Source organism: Streptomyces sp. NPDC048734 (assembly GCF_043198675.1).
In the GTDB taxonomy this organism is placed as follows: Bacteria; Actinomycetota; Actinomycetes; order Streptomycetales; family Streptomycetaceae; genus Streptomyces.
This window is the reverse complement of the sequence record NZ_JBICUZ010000005.1, coordinates 151,394-175,534: the sequence shown is the minus strand read 5'-3', so window position 1 is coordinate 175,534 and position 24,141 is coordinate 151,394. Positions and strand designations below refer to the sequence as shown.

Below are 24,141 nucleotides of genomic sequence, written 5' to 3'. Positions count from 1 at the left end.
CCGTCAGTAATCGCGCTGCCCCTTTCACGAGACACGCCTCGAAAGGCCATGGGCCGTGCGCAACAACCTCGACCGTCACCTCGCCGCCGTACGCAACCTGGGCATCCTCGCCCACGTCGACGCGGGCAAGACCACCGTCACGGAGCGGATCCTCTTCGCCACCGGCACCACGCACAAGCGCGGTGAGGTCCACGACGGCACCACCGTCACCGACTTCGACCCCCAGGAGCGCGACCGTGGGATCACCATCTTCGCCGCGGCCGTCAGCTGCGACTGGGACGGCCACCGCGTCAACCTGATCGACACCCCGGGACATGTCGACTTCGCCGACGAGGTGGAGCGCTCGCTGCGGGTGCTGGACGGGGCGGTCGCGGTGTTCGACGCCGTCGCGGGTGTGGAGCCGCAGAGCGAGTCCGTGTGGCGGCAGGCCGACCGGCACGGCGTGCCGAGGATCGCGTTCGTCAACAAGCTGGACCGCACGGGCGCCGACCTCGACGCGGCAGTGGCGTCGATCAAGGAACGCCTGCACCCCGTCCCGCTCGTCGTCCAGCTGCCGATCGGCGCCGAGGACGCCTTCACCGGCGTCGTCGACCTGCTCCGGATGCGGGCGCTGACCTGGGACGGCGACGGCGGGGCGGCCGTGGTGGGACCCGTGCCCGACGAACTGCGGGAGGAGGCGCTTCGCCGCCGCCGACTGCTGGAGGAGGCCGTCGCGGAACGGCATCCGGCCGCGCTGGAGGAGTTCTGCGACCAGGAGACCCTGTCGGCCGGGACGCTCGCCGCGGCGCTGCGCGACCTGACCCACGCCGGTGACGGTGTGGTCGTGCTGTGCGGCTCGGCCTACCGCAACCGCGGGATCGAGCCGTTGCTCGACGCCGTGGTCGCCTATCTGCCGTCGCCACTGGACGTGCCGGCTGTGCGCGGTATGCGCGATGGTGCCGACGAGCGACGGCCGGCCGACCCCGCCGCACCGTTCGCGGCCCTCGCGTTCAAGGTCAACGCCACCCCCACCGGCAGGCTCACCTACCTGCGGGTGTACTCCGGGACGATCGAGAAGGGAGCCGCGCTGTGGGACGCGACCGCAGGCCGGAGCGAGCGCGTCGGCCGCATCCTGCGGGTCCAGGCGGACCGGCACGCCCAACTGGAACGGGCGGTCGCCGGGGACATCGTGGCCGTGATCGGACTGAAGGCTGCCCGCGCGGGCTCGACCCTGTGCGCGCCGGACGCCCCGCTGGTCCTCGAACCGCCCGGGGTCGCCGATCCCGTCGTCTCCGTCGCGGTCGAACCACGGCGCGGCACCGACGCCGACCGGCTGGCCTCTGCGCTCGCCCGGCTGGCCGAGGAGGACCCGTCGCTCACGGTCCGCACCGACGCCGAGACCGGCCAGACCGTGCTCTCGGGCATGGGCGAGCTGCACCTGGAGGTCGCGGTGGAGAAGATCCGCCTCGCCCACGGGCTGGAGGTCAACGTCGGCCGGCCGCGCGTCACCTACCGGGAGACGGTCGGCCGCGGCGTGTCCCGGCTGGTCTTCCGGCACGTCAAACAGGACGGCGGCGCCGGTCAGTTCGCGCACGTCGTGCTCGACGTGGAACCGCTGGAGGACGGGTTCGACTTCCGGTCCACCGTGATCGGCGGGCGGGTGCCGCAGGAGTACGTCCGTGCCGTCGAGGCCGGCTGCCGGGACGCCCTCGCCGAGGGCCCCCTGGGCGGGCACACGGTGACCGGCCTGCGGGTCACGCTGACCGACGGCTCGACCCACGTGAAGGACTCCTCCGAGACGGCCTTCCGCGCGGCGGGCCGGCTCGGCCTCCGCGAGGCCCTGCGGGCCTGCACGATGGTGCTGCTGGAACCGGTCGTGGAGGTCACGGTCACCGTGCCGGAGGAGGCCGTGGGCGGGGTCCTCGGTGACCTCGCCGCCCGGCGCGGCCGGGTGACCGGCTCCGAGGTGCGCGGCGGCGCGGCGGTGGTGACCGCCACCGTGCCGCTCGCGGAACTGTTCGGTTACGCGACCCGGCTGCGCAGCCGCACCCAGGGCCGCGGCACCTTCACGGCCCGGCCGACGGGGTACGCCCCCGCACCGGCACCGGCACCGGCACCGGCGTCGGCGCCGTAGGACCGGTCGGCGCCGTAGGAGCCGTACGCCCCGAAGGCCGACCCTTCCGGGGCGTACGGACGAAGGCCGCGGGGCGGGTGGCGACGGACTCCGCGCCGCAGACCCGCCGCCGGTGACGACCAGATCCGCCGCCGGTGGCGACCAGAGCCGCGAGCCGCGAGCCGCGGCGAGAGCGGCCGCGAGAGCCCCGGCAAAGACGGCGACACCAGCCGCACCGAGTTGCACGACCCTCGTCGAAACTCTTGACGCGGCTCGCGTCCGAGGTTTAACTCACGTCCTAAATTAAGCCATGATGAGAGACCTGGGAGCCGACCCATGCGTACCCTCCGAGCCGCGGCCGCAGGCGCCGTCGCGATGTCACTCGCCCTGGCCGTGACGGCCTGCGGCGGCGGTTCGTCCTGGTGCCGGTGTACGTGATGGTCTCCAGCTCACTGAAGCCGCTCGCGGACGTCTCGGGCACGTTCCGCTGGCTGCCGAGCGACCTGACGATCCGGCCGTACATCGACATCTGGTCGACCGTCCCGCTCGCCCGCTACTTCGTGAACTCGCTGGTCGTGGCGGGCGCCGCGACCGTCTGCTCGGTGGTGATCGCGGTGTTCAGCGCCTACGCGGTGAGCCGCTACGACTTCCGCGGCAAGCGCGCGTTCACGGTCACCGTCCTGTCCACCCAGATGTTCCCCGGCATCCTCTTCCTCCTCCCGCTGTTCCTGCTCTACGTCAACATCGGCAACGCCACCGGCATCGCCCTGTTCGGCTCGCGCGGCGGGCTGATCCTGACGTACCTCACCTTCTCCCTGCCCTTCTCCGTCTGGATGCTGATCGGCTACTTCGACTCGGTGCCGCGCGACCTCGACGAGGCGGCGCTGGTGGACGGCTGCGGCCCGCTCGGGGCGCTCTTCCGCGTCGTGGTGCCGGCCGCGGTCCCCGGCATCGTCGCGGTCGCCGTCTACGCCTTCATGACCGCTTGGGGCGAGGTGCTGTTCGCCTCCGTCATGACCAACGACACCACCCGCACCCTCGCCGTCGGGCTCCAGGGCTACTCCACCCTCAACGACGTGTACTGGAACCAGATCATGGCCGCCTCGCTGGTCATCAGCGTGCCCGTGGTGGCCGGCTTCCTCCTCCTGCAGCGCTACCTCGTCGCCGGCCTGACGGCAGGAGCGGTGAAGTGAACAACCTCCGTGATCCCGAAAGGACTTCCGTGACCATCGACCTCGCCGCACTCCCGCACGACTTTCTGTGGGGCACGGCCACCTCGGCTTACCAGATCGAGGGAGCCGTGGCGGAGGACGGCCGTTCGCCGTCGATCTGGGACACCTTCTCGCACACCCCCGGAAAGACCGCCGGCGGCGACCACGGCGACATCGCCTGCGACCACTACCACCGCTGGCGCGAGGACATCGGCCTGATGCGCCGGCTCGGCACCAACGCCTACCGGATGTCGGTCGCCTGGCCGCGGGTGATGCCGGGCGGCGACGGCCCGGTCAACCCCAAGGGCCTCGCCTTCTACGACCGGTTGATCGACACGTTGCTGGCCGCCGGCATCACCCCGTCCGTCACCCTCTACCACTGGGACCTGCCGCAGGCGCTCCAGGACCGCGGCGGCTGGCCCGAACGCGACACCGCCGAGCACTTCGCCGCGTACGCGTCGGTGGTCGCCGGACGGCTCGGCGACCGGGTCTCCCACTGGGCCACCCTCAACGAGCCGCTGTGCTCGGCGTGGATCGGCCATCTCGAAGGCACGATGGCCCCCGGCCTGACCGACCTGACGGCCGCCGTCCGCGCCTCCTACCACCTGCTCCTCGGCCACGGCCTGGCCGTCCAGGCGATCCGGGCGGCGGCGCCCGGCGCCGAGGTCGGCATCGTCAACAACCTCTCCACCGTCCACCCCGCCTCCGGCCGCCCCGAGGACCTCGCCGCCGCCCGCCGGGTGGACGGCCACACCAACCGCTGGTGGCTCGACCCGGTCCACGGCCGCGGCTTCCCCGCCGACATGCGCGAGGTCTACGGCGTCGAACTCCCGGAACGGAGCGGCGACCTGGACACGATCGCCGCACCCCTCGACTGGCTGGGCCTGAACTACTACTTCCCGGCGACCGTGACCGACGACCCCGACGGCCCCGCCCCGTACGCCCGTTCCGTACGCCGCGCCGGCGTCCCGCGCACCGGCATGGACTGGGAGGTCGACCCGAGCGGCATCGAGGCACTGCTGCTGCGCCTGACCGACGAGTACGGCGCCCGCCGCCTGTACGTCACGGAGAACGGCTCCGCCTACCCGGACACCGTCCGCCCCGACGGCACCGTCGACGACCCCGAGCGCCGGGCGTACCTCTCCGGACACCTCGCGGCCTGCGCCTCCGCGGCCCGCAAGGGGGCCCCGCTGGCCGGCTACTTCGCCTGGTCGCTGCTGGACAACTTCGAGTGGGCGTACGGCTACGACAAGCGCTTCGGGCTGGTCCACGTCGACTACCGCACCCAGGCGCGCACCATCAAGGGCACCGGACGCCACTACGCGGACATCATCCGCAGGCACCGGGAGGGGGTGGCGAAGGCCGCCTGACCCGGGTCCGCCGTGGTGGCCGCGGGTGCGGGAGCCCACGGCCACCACGGCCCGTGGCCTGAGGTGACCCGGTGTGGACCGGACCACCGCAGGCCACGGCGTGACGGGTGCAACCCGTCCCGGACGAGGGCCCGTTGCGCTCGTCGCTGCCGTGCGGGGGCATCGCCCGGCAGCGACGGACCGGTGGGCCGCGCCCGGGCGTGACGGTGGGCCGCACCCGGGCGTGAACACCTCGTGACAGCCTCCCGTCCTGCCCCGCGCAGGGGTGTCCGCCCGGCTGCCCCGCCTCTAGCCTGGCGCGATGCGCGCGGTGACAGGGCTCAGGGAGGTCGCGGAGCGGGCCGGTGTGTCCATGCGGACCGTCTCCAACGTGGTGCGGGGCACCGGGCGTTTCTCGGAGGCGACGCGGGAGCGGGTGCAGCGCGCGGTCGAGGAACTGGGCTACCGGCCCAACACGGCCGCGCGGCGCCTGCGCACCGGCCGCAGCGGGGTGCTGCTGCTGGCCGTGCCCGAACTCACCATGCCGTACTGGGCGGAGTTGACCGGACACCTGCTGCGGGAGGCGGCGGCTCACGGCTGCACGCTGCTCGTGGAGGTGACCGGCGGCCGTCCCGAGGCGGAGCTGGACATCGCGCTCGGCCGCACGGACCCGCTCGTCGACGGGGTCATCCTCAGCCCGCTCGCGCTCGACGACCGGGCCGCCGCCGCCCGCGTTCCGGCCCGCACGCCGCTGGTGCTGCTCGGCGAACGCGTCCACGACCTGCCCTGCCCGCACGTCACCGTCGACAACACCGGCGCGGCCCGCGAGGCGACCGCCCATCTGCCGGCCCGCGGGCGGCGGCGGATCGCGGTGGTCGGCCGGCAGACCGCGCCGCACGCGGCCACCTCGGCCACCCGGCTGACCGGCCACCGCCAGGCCCTCGCGGCGGCGGGCCTCGCCCACGACGAGGCGCTCGCCCCGGCCGTCGCCGCCTACCACCGGGCCGACGGCGTCGCCGCCGGGCACGCGCTGCTCGACCTGCCCGAACCGCCCGACGCGGTGTTCTGCTTCGCCGACACATTGGCGGAGGGCGTGCTGCACGCGGCGCGCGAACGCGGTCTCTCCGTGCCCCGCGACCTCGCGGTCGTCGGCTTCGACGACATCGAGGCGGCCCGCTACACGGCGCCGCCGCTGACCACCGTGGCCCCCGACAAGCGGGAGCCGGCCCGCCTCGCCGTGACGGCCCTGCTGCGGACCGTCGACGGCGTCCGCGCGACCCAGCCGCGCGTGCTGGTGGCGGGCCACCGGCTGGTGGTGCGGGAAAGCGGCTGACGTCCTCCCGCACCGTCACGGCGGGCGGCGCCCGGCCTGTGCCGCCCCGTCACGCCGGTGCCGGTGCCGGTGCCGGTGCCGGTGCCGGTGCCGCCCCGCACCGGCACCGCGCCCTACCGACGCGCGCCGCACCGGCGCCGCGCCGTACCTACCCCCGCACCGCCCCCGTCGTCAGGCCCGCCACGAAGTGGCGCTGCAGCAGGACGTAGACGACGACCACCGGGGCCGAGGCGATGACGACGCCCGCGAACAGCAGGGGGTACTGCGTGAGGAACTCGCCCTGGAATTCGAGCAGTGCCAGCGGCAGGGTGCGGTGCTCCTGGGAGCGGATGAACAGCAGCGGGTAGAGCAGGTCGTTCCAGTCCATCACGAACAGGAAGATGCCGGTGGTGGCGAGGGCCGGCCGGGTCAGCGGCAGCGCGATCGAGCGGAACGCCCGCAGCGGCGAGGCCCCGTCCAGCTCGGCGGCCTCGTACAGCTCCTCGGGGATCGTGCGCAGGAAACCGCCCAGGATGAACACGGCCGTCGGCAGGGTCGTCACCGCGTCGACGAGGACCAGCCCGAGCAGGCTGTCGGTCAGCCCGAGACGGTCGAAGAGGACGTACTGCGGGACGATCGCCGCCTGCGCGGGCACCGCGAGCCCGGCGACCAGGACGCCGAAGACGGCCCAGCCCGCCCGGCCGGGAATCCGGGCGCAGAAGAACGCGGCCAGGCTCGCCACCACCAGCGTCAGCGTCACCGCGCCCGCCGTGACGACGGCGCTGTTGGCGAACGCGGCGCCGAGACCGCCCTCCTCCACCGCCCGCCGGTAGTTGTCCAGGGTCGGCGACGACGGCGGGGCCAGCGGCGCGTCGAACAGCTGCGGCAGCGTCTTGAACGTGCCGAACACCACCACCAGCAGCGGCAGTACGACGACGGCGGCGCCCGCCACCAGCGCGATCGGGCGTACGGTCCTGGTCATCGGGTCGCCCCTCCCGTCGCCCGCCGCTGCACCCGGGTGAGCAGCGCGATCAGTGCCATGAACACCACCGACTGGGCGGCCGCGTAGCCGAACTGGTTGTTGGAGAACGTCGTGTAGATGCGGGTCGAGAGGATGTCGAGGGCCGGGCCCGGCGGATTGCCCGACAGGCCGAGGACGAGGTCGAACGCCTTGAACGACTGGACGGTGGTGTAGGCGACGACGATCGCGGTGGCCGGGGCGACGAGCGGCCAGGTCACGTACCGGAACCGGGCGAGGCGGCCGGCGCCGTCCAGCTCCGCCGCCTCGTACAGCTCCTTCGGTATCGCCTGGAGCCCGGCGATGAAGACGACCATCATCTGACCCGCGTGGAACCACACCTGGGTCAGCGCCAGCCAGAACACGGCCGTGTCCGGGTCGCCGAGGTAGACCGACTGGAAGGAGTCCAGCCCGGCCGCCCGCAGCGCCGAGTTGAGCAGGCCGCCGTCGGGGTCGTAGACGAACCGCCACACGAACGCGACCGACACCGACGACAGGACCGTCGGCAGGAAGAAGACGGCCCGCAGCAGCGTCGAGGCGCGGGTGGTGCGCACCAGCCACAGGGCCAGCAGCAGCGCCAGGGCGGTCTGGACGACGACGACGCTGAGGGTGAGCTTGAGGTTGTTCTCCGCCGCGTTCCTGAACATGTCGTCGCCGCCGGCGAGTTCGGTGAAGTTGCGCAGGCCGACGTCGTGGTAGCCGGCGCTGTAGCCGTCCCAGTCGGTCAGCGCGTACTGCACGCCCTGGACGACCGGGTAGGCGAAGAGGGACAGGTAGAGGGCGAGGGCGGGCACCGGGAACAGCCACAGTGCCCGCGCCGTGCGCCGCCTCCTACGACCGCTTCTGGTCGATGACACGCTGCGCCTCCTCGGCGGCCTGTTCCGGCTTCTTGCCGCCGACGACCGCCACGGTCGCGTTCTCCACGGCCGTGCGGATGTCGAGGTCCAGGAACTGGAAGCGCGGCGCGAGCAGCGTCTTCCGGGTCAGCCAGGGCGCGACCGCCTTCAGGTCGGCGTTGGTGTACTCGACGCCCTCGACGGTGACGTGCTGACCGGTGCCGTTGGCGTAGACGCCGGCGTTCTCGGGGTCGCTGAGGAACTCCAGGAAGGCGTAGGCGGCGGGCTGCACCGTGGAGGCGCTGTTGACACCGAGGATGAAGGTGGTGTTGAAGACGCCCTCGTACTTCGCCTTCCCGGCGGCGGTGGTGACGGGGGCGACGAGGTCGAAGGGGAACTTCGCCCCCAGCGCGCGCACGCCCGCCATCTGGAAGGAGCCGGTGGCCAGCAGACCGGCCCTGCCCTCGGCGAACAGCCGGGTGACGGCGTCGGTGCTCGACCCGGTGGCCCGCTCCTGGAGGTAGGGACGCAGGGCGGCGTACTGCTCCAGCGTGCCGAGGAACCAGTCGTCGGTGACCTTCAGGGCGCCGGACTCGATCCGGGCGAACGCGTCGTCGCTCGGCGCGTTGTTCATCACCATCACGTTCAGCAGCTGGCCCGCGTTGGCCGAGTCGCCGCCCGGCCAGGCCAGCGGCGTGTAGCCCTTGGCCTTCAGGTCGTCCAGGAGCTGCAGGAAGCCGTCCCAGTCCGCGGGCGCGGCGGTGTGGCCGGCCTTGTCGAGGGCGTCGGTGTTGGCGAGCGGCATGTTGAAGACGAGCTGGTAGGGCAGGCCGTACTGTGTGCCGTCCTGCGCGCCGGGGCCTATGAGGTTCCGCTGGTACTTGCCGACGACGCCGGTGCCGGTCAGTGGCGCGTACACCCCGGCCTTGACGATCTGCTGGAACTGGGCTCCCCGGAAGGCGGTGAACACGTCGCCCGTCCTGGAGCCCTGGACGCGGCGCAGGGCGGTGGACTGGTAGTCGGCGGACGGGGCGATGTCCTGCTCGACGCCCGCGTCCGGGTGCTTCTTCACGAACGCCTCGACCAGGCGGGCGAGCACCGCCTTGTCCTCGGCCCGCCAGTGCGCGAAGGAGACGGTCCCCTTCACGGCTCCGGAGGTGGCGAGACCGGAGGGGGAGGCGCCGCTCGCGGCGTCGGAGGAGCCGCCACCGGGTCCTGCGCAGGCTGCGAGACCGAGGCCGAGCCCGGCGGCGCCGAACAGACGCAGGGCGGACCTTCTGTCGAGGGAACGGGTCATGGCGAAGTCCTTGTTCAAGTGAGGGGAGAAGTGAGAAGGCGTCAAAAAACTTCAGACGTGGCTGAGTTGCCGGGTCAGCAGTGGCCGGACGCACTCGCCGAACCGGATCGCCTCCTCCAGGTGCGGCTGTCCGGAGAGGACGAAGTGCTCGATGCCGAGGGCGGCGTACTCCTCGATCCGCTCGGCGACCTGCTCGTGGCTGCCGACGAGGGCGGTGCCCGCGCCGGGGCGCACCAGCCCGAAACCGGCCCACAGGTTGGGGTGGATCTCCAACCGGTCAGTGCGTCCGCCGCTCAGTGCGGCCATCGCCCGCTGACCCTCCGACTCCGAGCGGCTGAAGCGCTCGTGGGCGGCCCGGATCGCGACCGGGTCGAGGGCGTCGAGGATGCGGTCGGCCTCCGCCCACGCCTCGGCCGCGGTGTCGCGGCTGATGACGTGCAGCCGGATGCCGTAGGACAGCTCGCGGCCTTCCGCGGCGGCCAGTTCGCGCACCCGGCCGATCTTCCGCGCGACGGCAGCCGGGGGCTCGCCCCAGGTGAGATAGGTGTCGGCGTACCGGGCGGCGACCGGGAGCGCGGCCTCGGAGGAGCCGCCGAAGAAGACCGGCGGCCGGGCCACCGGCGGCCTGCGCAGCCGCCCGCCCGCCACCCGGTAGTGGTCGCCCTCGAAGTCGTACGCCTCCCCGCGCCAGGCGGTGTGCAGCAGGTGCAGGAACTCGCCGGTGCGGGCGTAACGCTCGTCGTGCGCGAGGAAGTCGCCGTAGGAGCGCTGCTCGTCGGCGTCGGAGCCGGTGACGACGTTGAGCAGCAGGCGCCCGCCGGACAGTCGCTGGTAGGTGGCGGTCATCTGGGCGGCCAGCGGGGGCGCGATGACGCCGGGCCGGAAGGCGACCAGGAACTTCAGCCGGCTGGTCTGCGGGATCAGCGCGGCCGTGGTCAGCCAGGAGTCCTCGCAGTCGCTGCCGGTGGGGGTCAGCACCGCCTCGAACCCGGCGGACTCGGCGGCACGGGCCACCTGGGTGAGGTAGTCGAGGGTGGGCGGACGAGTCGTGGCGCGGGACTGGAGGGAGTCGCGGGCGGTAACGCCCACCACGTCACGGTCGTCGCCCGTGGTGGGCAGGAACCAGTGCAGGCGCACGGTCATGGGATCTCCAAAGGGTTCCGGAGTCGCCGGAGTTGCCGGAGCCGCGGCGGTCGGGCACGCGAGCGGAACGCCGGGCGAAGCGCGAGGGCGAAGCGGAGGGGGAGGGTGAACGGGGAAGCCCCGGCGGTCACGTGGGGCCGACGGCGGAGGGCCGAGGGCGGAAGACGGACGCCGATGCGACGTTGAACCACGCCGGACACACCGGAAGTGCGTGGGACGAGGGAAGCGGACCCTGACGGGCGCGGACCCTGACGGGCGTGCGCCGCCCGTCGGGCGTGCGGAATCAGCTACAGAGCGCCGTGGCTACCCTGAGCAGGTCGATGTGCGCGCGCTTGACGAGCTCGACGCCGGATTCCATGGGGCGGGACTATACACACCGCACGCGAGGGTCGAGATGCCGGTCCCACGGAGTGGACAACGTCATCCGTCCCGGACGACGTTGCCGGGCGGCGGACACCCCTGCCGGGGGGGGCCCCCCCGGGGGGGGGGGGGCCCGCCCCGGGGGGGGGGGGGGGGGGGGGGGGGGGGCGGCCCCCCCCCCCCCCACGGCAGGGGTGTCCGGCCCCACCACACCCCCGCCCACGGCGCACCGCTCACGCCGTCGTGCAGCTCAGCCCGCCGTGCAGCTCACGCTCGGCACGCCCCCGCCTCCCGGCGCCGCGCCGAAGCCGAAGCTCGCCGAACCGCCCGCCGCGAGCGCCCCGTTGTGGGCGGCGTTCGTCGCGGTGACCGTCGCGCCGCTCTGGGTGTACGACGCGTTCCACATGCTGGTGACCTTCTGCGAGCCGGACCAGGTCCAGGTCACCTTCCACGAACCGATCGCCGTCGTACCGGTGTTGGCGACCTTCACCTCGGCGTTGAAGCCGCCGCCCCAGTCGCTGCCGACCGTGTACGCGGCGGTGCAGGCCGCCGTACCGCCACCCGGGTCACCGGGGTCGCCCGGGTCGCCGCCTCCGGTACCCGGCGCGAAGCCCGGCGCCTTGACGCTCGTCAGGTAGCCGTCCTTGGCCGTGTCCACGGTCTGCCAGTCGTCCTTCAGGATGCCGCCCGTGTCACCGGAGTTGGGGTTCCAGGACCAGAACGTCCAGTGGAAGGAGTCGGCGCCGTACGTCGACGTGGGCCTCAGGTAGTCCACCAGTGCCGCGAGCCACTTCTGGTCGACCGTCGACCGGAGGGTGGTGCCGAACTCGCCCACCCACACCGGGGCGATGTTCTGCTTGAAGATGTAGCCCCAGTACTTGTCCCAGATCCCGGGCATGTTCGCGGGGAACGCCGGGTCGCTGAACCAGCTCTGCTGGGCCACGCTGGTGGCGTAGTCGTGGGCGGAGTAGACGACCCGGTTCGGGACGTCGAGCTGGACCGGGTACCGGGCGACGCCCATCAGGTTGCCGCCCCACCAGCCGGAGACCCCCTCGAAGGTCTGCACGCCCTCCACGAAGATCAGCAGGTCCGGGTTGACGGAGAGGACGGCGTTCCCCGCGCGCTGGGCCGCCAGCCGCCAGTCCCTCGCCGTGTCGCCGCAGCCCCAGCAGGCGGGGTCGTGCGGCTCGTTGTGCAGGTCGATGCCCACGACGGTGGGGTTTCCCGCGTAACGCCCGGCGATCGACTTGAGGTTGGCGATCCACGTCGACTCCGGGACCGTCGAGGTGTACCAGAGCGCCGACTGGCCGGCCCCGTCCGGGCGGTGCCGGTCCAGGATGACCTTGACGCCGGTCTGGCCGGCGTACCCGACGATCTTGTCCAGCACCTGGAGGGAGGTGAGTCCCTGCAGGTCGGCGTTCTTCCCGGCGGAGAAGTCGATGCTGCTGGGGGCGGCGCCGGCCTTGAGGATGTCGTCGCTGAACGGCAGCCGCAGGGTGTTGTACCCCGTCGTCCTGATCTGGTCGATCATGCTCTTGTAGTCGCGGGACCACAGGCCGTGGACGACGTTGTCGGAGGTCTCGAAGCCGAACCAGTTGATGCCGGCGACGCGGACCGGCTGCCCGGACGCGTCCAGGATCTGGCGGCCGCTGGTGTGCCAGTACCCGGCTCCGCCGGTGTCCGCGGCCTGCGCCTGCGGGGCCGCGGCCAGGGGGATCAGCGGTAGCAGGAGTGCGGCGGCGGCCGTGCACAGTGCCCTGCGCAGGGTGCGGAACATGTCGCTGCTTCCTCTCGGGGTGCGGCCCGGAAAGAGTGGGAGCGCTCCCACAACCGCGTCCCCCATGGAAGAGGGGCCCACATGGACACGTCAAGATGGTCGACGTCAGCTGGTGCACTTCTCCTCGGCCCGGAGCGGGACGAGCCCGCCGGCCCGGGGCGAGAGGGGGCGGGTGATGTCCCGGCCCCGGGACAGGCTTTCCGGCCCCCCGGTGCGCCTCGGCCCAGGGCCGGGGCGGGCGCCTCAGCGCCTGCGCCGCAGCCGGCCGATGCCGAACAGGGCCAGGCACAGGGCCACCACCGCGACCGCGCCCGCCTTCACGCTCCCGCTCGTCCCGGAGTCCCCGTCCCCGCCCCCGTCGGAGGAGGACGCCGAACCACCGCCGCCGGAGGACGACTCGGACCCCGAGTCACCCGGCGCGTCCTCCGCCCGGACCTCGCCCCCGGCGCCCTCGGTGCCGTACATCAGCTTCGCGCCGTCGGCGGAGAAGGTGACGGACTCGCCCTGCCGCTGCAACGGCACGTCGAGGCGGCCCAGCCGCTTGGGGACGCCGGCGTTCCAGTCGTAGTCGATGCCGCCGAAGTAGCCGCGCACGGCGAGCCGTTCGCCGTCCGGGGAGAGGGCGGCGTCGGTGGCCCACAGGTCGATGGGGGCGACCGGCCGGAAGACGTTCTTCCCGGAGGCGGAGAGCTCGGCCGGACCCTCGTACAGGTGGCCGCCGTCCTCCTTCTTGTCGATGATGTAGACGCGCCCCGTCTTCGGGTGGACGACCAGCGACTCGGCGTCCCGGGCGCCGTCGGAGTACGTCACGACGTACTGCGTGGCGCGCACGGTCGCGTCCTTCAGCTCCTTCGGCTCGGGCAGCTCGTAGATCCACACGTACGGCCAGGTGCCGCCGAGGTTGTCGCCGACGTCCCCGACGAGGATCCGGTTGCCCGGACCGACGGAGATCGCCTCGACGTCGCGCGGGGTGCCGATGCCGGTGAGGGTGAGACGGGCGACCGTCCTGCCCGTGGAGCCGTCGACGGCGTAGAGGTAGGGGCCGTCGTCGCTGTCGTTGTGCGTCCAGTAGACGCCGGGGTGCTGCCGGGAGGCGGCCAGACCGCTGGACTCGGTGATCCTCGGATCCTCGATCGTGAAGCTCTTGTCCCCGTCGGCGGCGGAGGCGGGCGCGGCGAGCGCACCCACGAGCAGGGCCCCGGCGAGGAGGGCGAACGGTCGGCGCATGCCCCAAGCCTGCCATCCCGCCCACGTGTTGCGGACTCCCGGGCGGGCCCTCGTCCCGCGCGCCACGGACTCGCGGCCCGGCTCACGTCCCACGCGCCACGGACGCGCGGCCCGGCTCACGTCCCACGCGCCACAGACTCGTGGTCCGGCTCACATCCCACGCGTCACTCCCATCCCCCATGATGAGCGGATGCTCAGGATCATGCCCGTCGGCGACTCGATGACGATCGGCAGCGCGGGCGAGCACACCTGGCGTCACCGCCTGTGGCGGCACCTGTGCGTGACGTACGGGGGCCCGGTCACGCTCGTCGGCCCCCGCGAGACGCTGTACGACAAGGCGGCGGACGCCCCCACGTCGCTGGCGTACGCCGATCCCCGCTTCCCCCGCCGCCACCTGGCCGGCTGGGGCGAGGGCTGGCTGCACATGGCCCCGCTCGTCGAAGACGCGGTCCGCGACTGCCGGGCGGACGTCCTGCTGGTCTCCCTCGGCCTGATCGACCTGGGCTTCTACACCAACGCCGAGCAGACGGCGGGCAACGTCCACCTCTTCGTGGAGCGGGCGCGGGCGGCGAACCCGAAGGTCGGCATGGTCCTCCTGCCGGTGATCCCCAACATCCGCGCCGCGCGGGACGAGCCGTTCGCCGCCCAGGTCACCCGCTTCAACGAGCTCCTCGCGAAGACGGCCGCCGACCTGGACGAGCCGGCCTCCCCCCTCCTCCTGGCCCCGGTCCCGGAGACCTGGGACATCGCCACCGACACCTACGACGGCACCCACCCGAACGCGAACGGCGAACACCGGTTGGCGTCGGCCTTCGCGAAGGCCCTGCACCAGGGGTGGGGGCTGGGCGGGCCGTACGGGGGCTGAACGCCGGGCGGGCAGGCAAGGCGCGCGGCGGTGCCGCGTGCGCCGGGTGACCAAGTCACCATGCGTATCGTTGTACCGCGCGGCTGCGCCTGAGCTGGGGCAGCCGGGGAGGAGCGGCACGATGACCGTCGTAGACGACAGGATCGCCATGGCCGACGCGAACACCAGGCGCTTGGACGAGTTGTTCGAGCTGCTGGAGCAGATGCCCGTCCCCGAAGGATTCAGGGTCGAGATCGTCGGGGGCAGCGTCTTCATGACACCGCAACGGGACACCCATTGGGGCATCATCCGCCGGATCGTACGGGCTGTCGAGGATCGGTTCGGGGTGGAGGCCAAGGTCTTCTCTGACGTCCGTATCGACTTCCCGGGCCACGAGAACGGTTTCTGTCCGGACGTGGCCAAGCTTCGGGACTCCGCCGAGAAGGACGACGAAGGCCGCTGGCGCCACGAGGATGTCGAGTTCGTCGCCGAGGTCATCTCCCAGGGCACGGCCATCAACGACTACGGCCCGAAGAAGACCGCCTACGCGGTCGCGGAGGTGCCCGTCTATCTCATCGTGGATCCCTATCAGGGCCGTTGCTACGTCTACACCGATCCCAAGGAAGGCCACTACGTCATGTGCACGAGGGTCGACTTCGGCGGAGCCGTCGACCTGACGGCGACCGTCGTCGACCTCACCCTCAAGACCGACGCCTTCCCCCGCGACTGACCGTTTCCCCTTGCTTGGAGCCCACTCCAAGCCGTTGGCTTGGGTCCATGAAGTACACGCAGCTCGGACGCACCGGACTCAAGGTCAGCCGACTGGTCCTCGGGACCATGAACTTCGGACCGCAGACAGACGAAGCCGACAGTCACACGATCATGGACGCGGCGCTGGACGCGGGCATCAACTTCTTCGACACCGCAAATGTCTATGGGTGGGGCGAGAACAAGGGCCGTACGGAATCCATCATCGGCAACTGGTTCGCCAAGGGCGGCGAGCGGCGCGACAAGGTCGTGCTCGCCACCAAGGTGTACGGCAACATGGGCACCGACGGCGAGGTCTGGCCCAACCACGACAAGCTCTCCGCGCTGAACATCCGGCGGGCGGTGGACGCGTCGCTGAAGCGGCTCCAGACCGACCACATCGACGTCTACCAGTTCCACCACGTCGACCGGGACACCCCCTTCGAGGAGATCTGGCAGGCGGTCGACGTACTCGTCCAGCAGGGCAAGATCCTCTACGTCGGTTCCTCCAACTTCCCCGGCTACAAGATCGCCCAGGCCAACGAGATCGCCGCCCGGCGCGGCGGCACCATCGGCCTGGTCAGCGAGCAGTGCCTCTACAACCTGGCCGAGCGGCGCGCCGAGATGGAGGTCATCCCGGCCGCGCGGGAGTACGGCCTCGGGGTGATCCCCTGGTCGCCGCTGCACGGCGGTCTGCTGGGCGGGGTCATCAAGAAGCAGGCGGAGGGCGGGCGCCGGGCGAGCGGCCGGGCGGCCGACACGCTCAAGGACACCAAGGCACGCGAGCAGATCCAGGCGTACGAGGACCTGCTGGAGAAGCACGGCCTGGAGCCCGGCGAGGTCGCGCTGGCCTGGCTGCTCACCCGGCCCGGCGTGACCGGCCCGATCGTCGGCCCGCGCACGGCGGAGCAGCTCGCGTCCGCCGTACGGGCGGTCGAGCTGGAACTGAGCGAGGAGCTGCTGGCGGGCCTCGACGAGGTGTTCCCCGGTCCGGGCCCGTCACCGGAGGCCTTCGCCTGGTGAGCCGGCGGAGTGGCCGGGCGCCCGTGGATCCGCTGCCGGCGGATCCACGGCTGCGGCCCGGCTGACCGGAGGGTCCGCAGCCGGTGAGCCGAGAGCGGCGGTCGCCGAGCCGAGAGGGCGGCGGCCCGGCTGACCGGGGCTCGGCCACGGGTGCCCCGGCGGCAACCGGACCGACGTCCGGGGGCCGCCCCCGTCAGGCCCGCGGCAGCGGTGCGCGGCGGCGGGCGGTCACTTGCCGAGTGCCGCCGCCACCGCCACCACGACGAACATCAGTACGAGCGCACCGGCCATGATCCGGTTCCGGGTCTTCGGGTCCACCCTTGGAGCCTAACCGGCCGCGCCGAGCGCCCAGCGGCCGACCGGCTCGTGACGCGGCTGCTCCCCGGGCACTCCGGACCTCGGCAGGTCGCTGCGCACGAGTGTCAGCTCCCGCACGGTCCACTCGCGGCCGGCGAAGGTGTGCAGCGAGTCGACGTAGGGGCGGGTGTCGACGGCGTCGCGGCTGCGGGCCAGCGTCAGGTGGGCCTTGTAGCGGCGGTGCTCGCCGAGGTCCAGGCCCGCCTTGCGGCCCGCCGCCTCCGCCCGGTCCGCCAGCAGCCGCAGCGCGGCCGTCCCGCCCGCGGCCCCGGCCCACAGCGCCCGCCCGTGCCCGAACTGCCCGCCACCGCGCAGGGCCAGCGGGAAGGGCCCGGTGTGCCGCGCGGCCCGCTCCAGCCGTGCCGACAGCTCGGGCACTGCCTCCTCGTCGACCTCGCCGTAGAAGGCGAGGGTGAGGTGCCAGCCGGGGCGGCCGGTCCAGCGCAGCCGGTCGGCGCCGGGCAGCCTGCGCAACGCGTCGACCTCGGCGGCGAGTTCGTCGGCCACGTCCCGCGGGGGCAGCACGGCGGCGAAGAGTCTCATGGGGCCAGTGTGCCTTCCGCCGCCGACACCGGACCCGACACCGACACCGACACCGACACCGGCCCGGGGGGTGTCACACCGCGGCCGACAGTTCCTCGCGCCGTTCCCGCGGGACGAACCGCAGGACCGGGTGGCCGCGGCGCCAGCCGACGGAGAGCCGCAGGCCGCCGACGCGGGCCAGGACCAGGCCGACGACCGCCGCCGCGAGCGCGGAGACCGCGCCGCCCGCCGCGAGGCCCGCCCGGACGCCGTACGCGTCGGTGATCCAGCCGGCGATCGGCGCGCCGACCGGGGAGCCGCCGAGGAAGACCATCATGTAGAGGGCCATGACGCGGCCGCGCATGGCCGGGTCGGTACCCATCTGGATGGTGGTGTTCGCGGTGACGTTGACCGTCATGCCGAACATGCCGATCGGCGCCATGAGCAGTGCGAACAGCCACAGGGACGGGGCGACGGCGGCGACCAGTTCCATCACGCCGAACGCCACGGCCGCCGCGATCAGCACCCGCATCCGGGAGGTCCCGCGGCGGGCGGCGAGCAGCGCGCCGGCGAGCGAGCCGACGGCCATCAGCGTATTGAAGAGGCTGTAGGAGCCGGCGCCCGCGTGGAAGACGTCGTCGGCGAAGGCGGAGAGGTAGACGGGGAAGTTGAAGCCGAAGGTGCCGATGAAGCCGACCAGGACGATCGGCCAGATCAGGTCCGGGCGGCCGGCGACGTAGTGCAGGCCCTCCCGCAGCTGGCCCTTGCCGCGCGGGGCGCGCTGAACGGCGTGCAGGTCGCGGCCCCGCATCAGCAGCAGTCCGGCGATGGGCGCGACGAAGGACAGGCCGTTGGCGAGGAACGCCCAGCCGGTGCCCACCCCGGTGATCATCAGGCCGGCGACGGCCGGGCCGACGAGGCGGGCGGACTGGAAGTTCGCGGAGTTGAGGCTGACCGCGTTCTGGAGCTGGTCGGGGCCGACCATCTCGGAGACGAAGGACTGGCGGGCCGGGTTGTCCAGGACGGTCGCGAGTCCGACGGCGAAGGCGGCGACGTAGACGTGCCAGACCTCGACGTGCCCGGAGAGGGTGAGCAGCGCGAGCGCGATCCCGGTGACGGCCATGGCCAGCTGGGTGAAGAGGAGGGTGCGGCGTTTGGGCCAGCGGTCGACGAGGACGCCGCCGTAGAGGCCGAACAGGAGCATCGGCAGGAACTGCAGGGCCGTCGTGACGCCGACGGCGGTGGCGGAGCCGGTGAGGCTCAGCACCAGCCAGTCCTGGGCGATGCGCTGCATCCAGGTGCCGATGTTGGAGACGACCTGGCCGGCGAAGAACAGGCGGTAGTTCCTGACCCCCAGGGAGCTGAACATCGAGGACCTGCGGGTGCCCCCGGACGGGCCGGGGGGAGAGTCGTGGGTGGTCGGTGCGGGGGCGGAGTGTGCTCCGGGTCCCGAACTCAAAAGGGTCGCCTCCTCGCGAAGTGCCTACAGGTGTGCGAGCTTCTCCAGGACGGGGGCGGCGGCGCGCAGCTTCGCCCACTCGTCCTCGTCGAGGCCGTCGACCAGGGTGGCCAGGAAGGCGTTCCGCTTGGCGCGGCTCTCCGCGAGCATGGCCTCGGCCTGCTCGGTCTTGGTGACGACCTTCTGGCGGCGGTCCTCGGGATGAGGCTCCAGCCGGACCAGGCCCTTGGCCTCCAGGAGCGCCACGATGCGGGTCATCGACGGCGGCTGTACGTGTTCCTTGCGGGCCAGCTCACCGGGGGTGGCGCTGCCGCACAGGGAGAGGGTGCCCAGCACCGACATCTCGGTGGGGCTCAGTGACTCGTCGACGCGCTGGTGCTTGAGCCGACGGGACAGCCGCATCACGGCAGATCGCAGGGAGTTCACGGCGGCAGCGTCGTCGCCATGTTCGAGGTCCGGCATGTATTTAGAGTAACTCATTACTCTGGCTAAGGAACACTGCGGGGCGCACCGCTTCCCGTGACGCGCGCCACTGAATCGCCACATCACCCCAATGTCACTCAAACGGGTGGTTCGGGCGCGGAACGGCACCCGCCGTCCCGTATCGTGCCGCGACCCTCGTAGCCATGGGGACCGATGTGCTCAGCCTGCGGATAGACCACGAGCTGCTGGAGCGGCTCCGGCGCCATGCCGCCAGAAGGGGCATGAGCGTCCAGGACTACGTCGTCCGGACGCTCATGCGCGATGACTTCGACGAGCGGTTCCAGACCGCGGTCGAGGAGACGGAGAAGTTCTACGGCCTCACCTGAGCCGCGTGAAGCGGTCCGGGTGAGGCCGTACGGTGCGGGCCGGGCACGCGGTCCGGGCGAGGCACGCGCCCCAGGTCAGGCACGCGGCTCAGGTCAGGCACGCGGCTCAGGTCAGGCCCAGGGCCGGCATCAGGTAGTAGAAGGCGAACACGGCGGAGACCACGTACATCGGGACCGGCACCTCACGACCGCGGCCGGCCGCCAGGCGCAGCACCGCGAAGGTGATGAAGCCCATGCCGATGCCGTTGGTGATCGAGTAGGTGAACGGCATCATCACCATCGTGACGAAGGCCGGGATCGCGATCGTGTGGTCGGCCCAGTCGATCTCCTTGACCGAGCCGGCCAGGATCAGGAAGCCCACCGCGAGCAGGGCCGGGGTGGCCGCCTGGGAGGGGACCATCGTGGCGATCGGGGTCAGGAACAGGGCGACGGTGAAGAGACCGCCGGTGACGACGTTCGCGAAGCCGGTGCGGGCACCCTCGCCGACACCGGCCGTGGACTCCACGAAGGCGGTGGTGGCCGAGGAGGAGCTGGCGCCACCGGCGGCCACGGCGAGACCGTCGACGAAGAGGACCTTGTTGATGCCGGGCATCTGGCCCTGCGCGTCGGTCAGCTTGGCCTCGTCGCTGACGCCCATGATCGTGCCCATCGCGTCGAAGAAGCACGACAGCAGCACGGTGAAGACGAAGAGGACGCCGGTCAGTACGCCGACCTTGCCGAAGCCGCCGAAGAGGCTGACCTCGCCGATGAGGCCGAAGTCGGGGGTGGCGACGGGGTTGCCGGGCCACTTCGGGGTGGTCAGGCCCCAGGACGGCACGGTGGCGACCGCGTCGATGATCAGCGCCAGCGCGGTCATCGCGACGATCGAGATGAGGATCGCGCCCGGCACCTTGCGGACGATCAGCGCGAGCGTCAGCAGCGCGCCGAGGACGAAGACGAGAACCGGCCAGCCGTTGAGGTGGCCGTCGCCGCCGAGCTGGAGCGGGACGGTGGTCTGGGCGACGTCCGGGATGCGGGTGACGAAGCCGGAGTCCACGAGACCGATCAGCATGATGAACAGGCCGATACCGATACTGATGGCCTTGCGCAGACCGAACGGCACGGCGTTCATGACGCGCTCGCGCAGACCGGTCGCCACCAGCAGCATGACCACGAGACCGGCGAGGACGACCATGCCCATCGCGTCCGGCCAGGCCATCCGGGGGGCGAGCTGGAGCGCGACGACGGAGTTGACGCCGAGGCCGGCGGCCAGCGCGATGGGCACGTTGCCGATGACGCCCATCAGCAGCGTCGTGAACGCGGCCGTGACGCAGGTGGCGGTGACGAGCTGGCCGTTGTCGAGCTGGTGCCCGTACATGTCCTTCGCGCTGCCGAGGATGATCGGGTTCAGCACGATGATGTAGGCCATCGCGAAGAAGGTGGCGAAACCGCCCCGGATCTCCCGCGGCAGCGTGCTGCCCCGCTCGGAGATGCGGAAGAAGCGGTCGAGCGCGCCGTGGGCGGGCGCGCCGCCCGGCTCGCCGGGCGCGGGAACCTTGGCGGGGGCCGAGGTGGACATGTGGAACCTCATCACCGGCGGACATCCCCCATGCCGCTTTGGTGCTTCCTACGAATGAAAATGGTCAGAGGCAAACGGATTCAGTATGAACACATAAATCGGCGAACACCATCTCCGCGCGTAGAACTGATCGCCTCGTAGGCTGTCCCCATGGCGAAGTGGACCCCCAAGCACGAGGCGCCGGAGCCCCTGGAGGGCCCCGTGGTCGCCACCATCACCGGCGGCACGATCCTCTGGTTCGCCCTCTTCCTCGTCCAGCTGCCCTTCTACGGCTGGTTCGACGACCACGGCCACCTGTGGTGGCTGTGGACCTGCCTCGCGGGCGGCGGTCTGGGATTCATCGGCATCTGGTACGTCCGCAGGCGGGACGCGGCGCTCAAGCGGGGCACCGCCGAACAGCGGTGACCGGGAGCGGGGGTCCCGAGCCGGGAGCCGGAGCGTCCCGAGCCGGGCGTCGGGCTGACCCGGAACCGGAGGTCGGGAGCCGGGAGGACCCGGAGCCAGAAGTCGGCCGGACCCGGACCCGGAGCCAGAAGTCGGCCGGACCCTGGCCCGGGGTCGAGGTGGGGGTCGGGGGACCCGTAGGCGGCACGTAGTACCCCCGCACGACGGCCGTCCTCCCCAGGTCGGATCTTCCGCCACTCCGGCGGGTGAACGCCCCCGTCCGCACGTACCGTCGATGCCATGACCCACGCCGACGCCGCCGCCACCGCCCGGGTCCCCGCGACGACCGGGCTCACCACCGCCGAGGTCGCCGAGCGCGTGGCGCGCGGTCAGGTCAACGACGTGCCCGTCCGCAGCAGCCGCTCGGTCGGCGAGATCGTCCGGGCCAACGTCTTCACCCGGTTCAACGCCATCATCGGCGTCCTGTGGATCGTCATGCTGTTCGTCGCGCCGGTGCAGGACGGCCTCTTCGGGTACGTCATCCTCGCCAACACCGGCATCGGCATCGTCCAGGAGTGGCGGGCGAAGAAGACCCTGGACTCCCTGGCCGTCATCGGCGAGGCCCGCCCCACCGTCCGGCGCGACGGGGTCGCCGTCGCCGTCGGCACCTCCTCCCTCGTCCTGGACGACATCGTCGAGATCGGGCCCGGCGACAAGGTCGTGGTGGACGGGGTGTGCGTCGAGGCCGACGGTCTGGAGATCGACGAGTCACTGCTCACCGGTGAGGCCGACCCCGTCGTCAAGCACCCCGGCGACCGGGTGATGTCCGGCAGCTTCGTGGTGGCGGGCGGCGGCGCCTTCCGGGCCACCAGGGTCGGGCGCGAGGCGTACGCCGCCCAGCTCGCCGAGGAGGCGTCCCGCTTCACCCTCGTCCACTCCGAGCTGCGCACCGGCATCTCCACGATCCTCAAGTACGTGACGTGGATGATGGTCCCGGCCGCGACCGGCCTCGTGATCACCCAGCTCTTCGTCAAGGACAACGACCTCAGGGGTTCGATCGCGAGGACCGTCGGCGGGATCGTGCCGATGGTCCCGGAGGGCCTCGTCCTGCTGACCTCCGTCGCCTTCGCCATCGGCGTCGTGCGACTCGGCCGCAAGCAGTGCCTCGTCCAGGAACTGCCGGCCATCGAGGGTCTCGCCCGCGTCGACACCGTCTGCCTGGACAAGACCGGCACCCTCACCGAGGGCGGCATGGACGTCGCCGAGGTCCGCGCCCTCGACGGCGGCGACGACGGGTACGTCCGCACGGTGCTCGGCGCGCTCGGCGCGTCCGACCCGCGGCCCAACGCCTCCCTCCGGGCGATCATCGACGCCTGCCCGGACACCGGGAACTGGCGCCGCACCGCGTCCCTGCCCTTCTCCTCCGCCCGCAAGTACAGCGGCGCCGCCTTCGACGAGGGCGACGGCGCGAGCGGCACGTGGCTGCTCGGCGCCCCCGACGTCCTCCTCGCCGACGGTGACCCCGCCCTCGCCGAGACGGAGCGGCTCAACGAGCAGGGCCTGCGCGTGCTGCTCCTCGCCCGCACCCCGCACGGCCTCGACGACCCCGAGGCCGCCCGCGGCGCCCGCGCCACCGCCCTGGTCGTCCTGGAGCAGCGACTGCGCCCCGACGCGGCCGACACCCTGCGCTACTTCGCCGAGCAGGACGTCCGCGCCAAGGTCATCTCCGGCGACAACGCGGTGTCCGTGGGCGCCGTGGCCGCCAAGCTGGGCCTGGACGGCCGTGCGGTGGACGCGCGCCGGCTGCCCGCCGAGCCGGAGCGGATGGCCGCCGCACTCGACGAGGGCACGGTGTTCGGGCGGGTCACCCCGCAGCAGAAGCGGGACATGGTCGGCGCCCTCCAGTCGGGCGGGCACACGGTCGCGATGACCGGGGACGGCGTCAACGACGTCCTCGCCCTGAAGGACGCGGACATCGGCGTGGCGATGGGTTCCGGCTCGGAGGCCACGCGGGCGGTGGCCCAGATCGTGCTGCTGAACAACAGCTTCGCCACGCTGCCGTCGGTGGTGGCGGAGGGCCGGCGGGTCATCGGCAACATCACGCGGGTGGCCACGCTGTTCCTGGTGAAGACCGTGTACTCGGTGCTGCTGGCGCTGCTGGTGGTGTGCTGGCAGGTGGAGTACCCGTTCCTGCCCCGCCACCTCACCCTGCTGTCGACGCTGACGATCGGCGTCCCGGCGTTCTTCCTCGCCCTCGCCCCCAACAAGGAGCGCGCGCGGCCCCACTTCGTACGGCGGGTGATGCGGTACGCGATCCCGGGCGGGGTGCTGGCCGCGGTGGCGACCTTCGTGACGTACCTGGTCGCCCGGCACCACTACACCGGGGCGGGGTCGTTGGAGGCCGAGACGAGCGCGGCGACGCTGACCCTGTTCCTGATCTCGATGTGGGTGCTGGCGATCATCGCCCGGCCCTACACCTGGTGGCGGGTCCTGCTGGTGGTGTCCATGGGCGCGGCCTTCGTGCTCGTGCTGGCGGTGCCGTGGCTCCAGGACTTCTTCGCGCTGAAGCTGGTCGGAATGACCATGCCGTGGACGGCGGTGGGTGTCGCCGCGGTCGCGGCGGCCGTCCTGGAACTCCTGTGGAGGTGGATCGGCCGCCGTGTGCCGGCTTAGGTCCGGCCCGGCGGCGCACCCGCGGTCGCGGTCCCGACACCGGCGCGGTCCCGACACCGGCGCGGGGCCGACACCGGCGCGGGGCCGCCGCGCCGCGTCCTCGCGGACGGGAAGGGCCCGCACTCCGCTGGTCGCGGAGCCGG

The 24,141-nt window shown here is 72.3% G+C and carries 21 protein-coding genes; 10 read left to right on the top strand and 11 right to left on the bottom strand.

Features of this window, described 5'->3' with window-relative positions; all coding sequences use genetic code 11:
• Positions 1–55 precede the first annotated feature (55 nt).
• The 4 genes from fusA to ACGFQC_RS15720 all read left to right on the top strand — a co-directional run bounded on the left by fusA (position 56) and on the right by ACGFQC_RS15720 (position 5,985).
• On the top strand, positions 56–2,113 hold the full coding sequence (fusA, locus tag ACGFQC_RS15735) for an elongation factor G (protein WP_363088785.1): 2,058 nt from the start codon (positions 56–58) through the stop codon (positions 2,111–2,113).
• Between the two features lie 380 nt (positions 2,114–2,493).
• A complete protein-coding gene (locus ACGFQC_RS15730; RefSeq protein ID WP_363088870.1) occupies positions 2,494–3,285 on the top strand; it encodes a carbohydrate ABC transporter permease in 792 nt (263 codons plus the stop codon).
• 29 nt (positions 3,286–3,314) lie between these two features.
• A complete protein-coding gene (locus tag ACGFQC_RS15725; RefSeq protein ID WP_363088786.1) occupies positions 3,315–4,673 on the top strand; it encodes a GH1 family beta-glucosidase in 1,359 nt (452 codons plus the stop codon).
• A gap of 301 nt (positions 4,674–4,974) precedes the next feature.
• On the top strand, positions 4,975–5,985 hold the full coding sequence (locus ACGFQC_RS15720) for a LacI family DNA-binding transcriptional regulator (RefSeq protein ID WP_363088787.1): 1,011 nt from the start codon (positions 4,975–4,977) through the stop codon (positions 5,983–5,985).
• A 148-nt stretch (positions 5,986–6,133) separates the two neighbouring features.
• On the opposite strand, the gene ACGFQC_RS15715 is transcribed toward ACGFQC_RS15720, so the two are convergent.
• The 7 genes from ACGFQC_RS15715 to ACGFQC_RS15685 form a co-directional block, all read right to left on the bottom strand.
• Entirely contained in the window at positions 6,134–6,946 is an 813-nt protein-coding gene (locus ACGFQC_RS15715; protein WP_363088788.1) for a carbohydrate ABC transporter permease, read from the bottom strand.
• A complete protein-coding gene (locus ACGFQC_RS15710; RefSeq protein ID WP_363088789.1) occupies positions 6,943–7,839 on the bottom strand; it encodes a sugar ABC transporter permease in 897 nt (298 codons plus the stop codon). Before ACGFQC_RS15710 ends, ACGFQC_RS15715 begins: the two co-directional genes overlap by 4 nt.
• Positions 7,814–9,115: an extracellular solute-binding protein gene (locus tag ACGFQC_RS15705; protein ID WP_363088790.1), complete on the bottom strand. Its 1,302-nt coding sequence runs from the start codon at positions 9,113–9,115 to the stop codon at positions 7,814–7,816. The genes ACGFQC_RS15710 and ACGFQC_RS15705 overlap by 26 nt, the downstream gene beginning before the upstream one ends.
• A gap of 51 nt (positions 9,116–9,166) precedes the next feature.
• Complete coding sequence (locus tag ACGFQC_RS15700) at positions 9,167–10,258, bottom strand: LLM class flavin-dependent oxidoreductase (RefSeq protein ID WP_363088791.1); 1,092 nt, start codon at positions 10,256–10,258, stop codon at positions 9,167–9,169.
• A 283-nt stretch (positions 10,259–10,541) separates the two neighbouring features.
• The gene (locus tag ACGFQC_RS15695) at positions 10,542–10,616 is read right to left on the bottom strand and encodes a putative leader peptide (RefSeq protein WP_350328511.1); all 75 of its coding nucleotides are present in this window, start codon (positions 10,614–10,616) and stop codon (positions 10,542–10,544) included.
• A gap of 252 nt (positions 10,617–10,868) precedes the next feature.
• A complete protein-coding gene (locus ACGFQC_RS15690) occupies positions 10,869–12,395 on the bottom strand; it encodes a cellulase family glycosylhydrolase (RefSeq protein ID WP_363086771.1) in 1,527 nt (508 codons plus the stop codon).
• A gap of 243 nt (positions 12,396–12,638) precedes the next feature.
• Positions 12,639–13,622 carry a WD40 repeat domain-containing protein gene (locus ACGFQC_RS15685; protein ID WP_363086772.1) on the bottom strand — a complete coding sequence of 328 codons (984 nt, stop codon included), beginning with the start codon at positions 13,620–13,622 and terminating at the stop codon, positions 12,639–12,641.
• Positions 13,623–13,812: 190 nt separating this feature from the next.
• Between ACGFQC_RS15685 and ACGFQC_RS15680 the strand changes: the two genes are divergently transcribed.
• The 3 genes from ACGFQC_RS15680 to ACGFQC_RS15670 all read left to right on the top strand — a co-directional run bounded on the left by ACGFQC_RS15680 (position 13,813) and on the right by ACGFQC_RS15670 (position 16,236).
• Positions 13,813–14,487, top strand: coding sequence for a GDSL-type esterase/lipase family protein (locus tag ACGFQC_RS15680; RefSeq protein WP_363086773.1), 675 nt, complete (start codon positions 13,813–13,815; stop codon positions 14,485–14,487).
• 121 nt (positions 14,488–14,608) lie between these two features.
• Entirely contained in the window at positions 14,609–15,196 is a 588-nt protein-coding gene (locus tag ACGFQC_RS15675) for a Uma2 family endonuclease (RefSeq protein WP_363086774.1), read from the top strand.
• A 47-nt stretch (positions 15,197–15,243) separates the two neighbouring features.
• The gene (locus tag ACGFQC_RS15670; protein ID WP_363086775.1) at positions 15,244–16,236 is read left to right on the top strand and encodes an aldo/keto reductase; all 993 of its coding nucleotides are present in this window, start codon (positions 15,244–15,246) and stop codon (positions 16,234–16,236) included.
• A gap of 327 nt (positions 16,237–16,563) precedes the next feature.
• On the opposite strand, the gene thpR is transcribed toward ACGFQC_RS15670, so the two are convergent.
• The 3 genes from thpR to ACGFQC_RS15655 form a co-directional block, all read right to left on the bottom strand.
• On the bottom strand, positions 16,564–17,136 hold the full coding sequence (thpR, locus tag ACGFQC_RS15665) for an RNA 2',3'-cyclic phosphodiesterase (protein WP_363086776.1): 573 nt from the start codon (positions 17,134–17,136) through the stop codon (positions 16,564–16,566).
• Between the two features lie 73 nt (positions 17,137–17,209).
• Positions 17,210–18,574 (bottom strand): MFS transporter, encoded by a 1,365-nt coding sequence (locus ACGFQC_RS15660; protein ID WP_363086777.1) that lies wholly within the window; start codon positions 18,572–18,574, stop codon positions 17,210–17,212.
• A gap of 24 nt (positions 18,575–18,598) precedes the next feature.
• Complete coding sequence (locus ACGFQC_RS15655) at positions 18,599–19,036, bottom strand: MarR family transcriptional regulator (protein WP_363086778.1); 438 nt, start codon at positions 19,034–19,036, stop codon at positions 18,599–18,601.
• Between the two features lie 164 nt (positions 19,037–19,200).
• Between ACGFQC_RS15655 and ACGFQC_RS15650 the strand changes: the two genes are divergently transcribed.
• Positions 19,201–19,383 (top strand): ribbon-helix-helix protein, CopG family, encoded by a 183-nt coding sequence (locus ACGFQC_RS15650; protein WP_363086779.1) that lies wholly within the window; start codon positions 19,201–19,203, stop codon positions 19,381–19,383.
• 106 nt (positions 19,384–19,489) lie between these two features.
• On the opposite strand, the gene ACGFQC_RS15645 is transcribed toward ACGFQC_RS15650, so the two are convergent.
• Entirely contained in the window at positions 19,490–20,941 is a 1,452-nt protein-coding gene (locus tag ACGFQC_RS15645; protein WP_363086780.1) for an NCS2 family permease, read from the bottom strand.
• Between the two features lie 150 nt (positions 20,942–21,091).
• Here ACGFQC_RS15645 and ACGFQC_RS15640 point away from each other — a divergent pair, with 150 nt between their 5' ends.
• A complete protein-coding gene (locus ACGFQC_RS15640) occupies positions 21,092–21,346 on the top strand; it encodes a DUF2530 domain-containing protein (protein WP_363086781.1) in 255 nt (84 codons plus the stop codon).
• 279 nt (positions 21,347–21,625) lie between these two features.
• Complete coding sequence (locus ACGFQC_RS15635) at positions 21,626–23,998, top strand: HAD-IC family P-type ATPase (RefSeq protein ID WP_363086782.1); 2,373 nt, start codon at positions 21,626–21,628, stop codon at positions 23,996–23,998.
• Positions 23,999–24,141 lie beyond the last annotated feature (143 nt).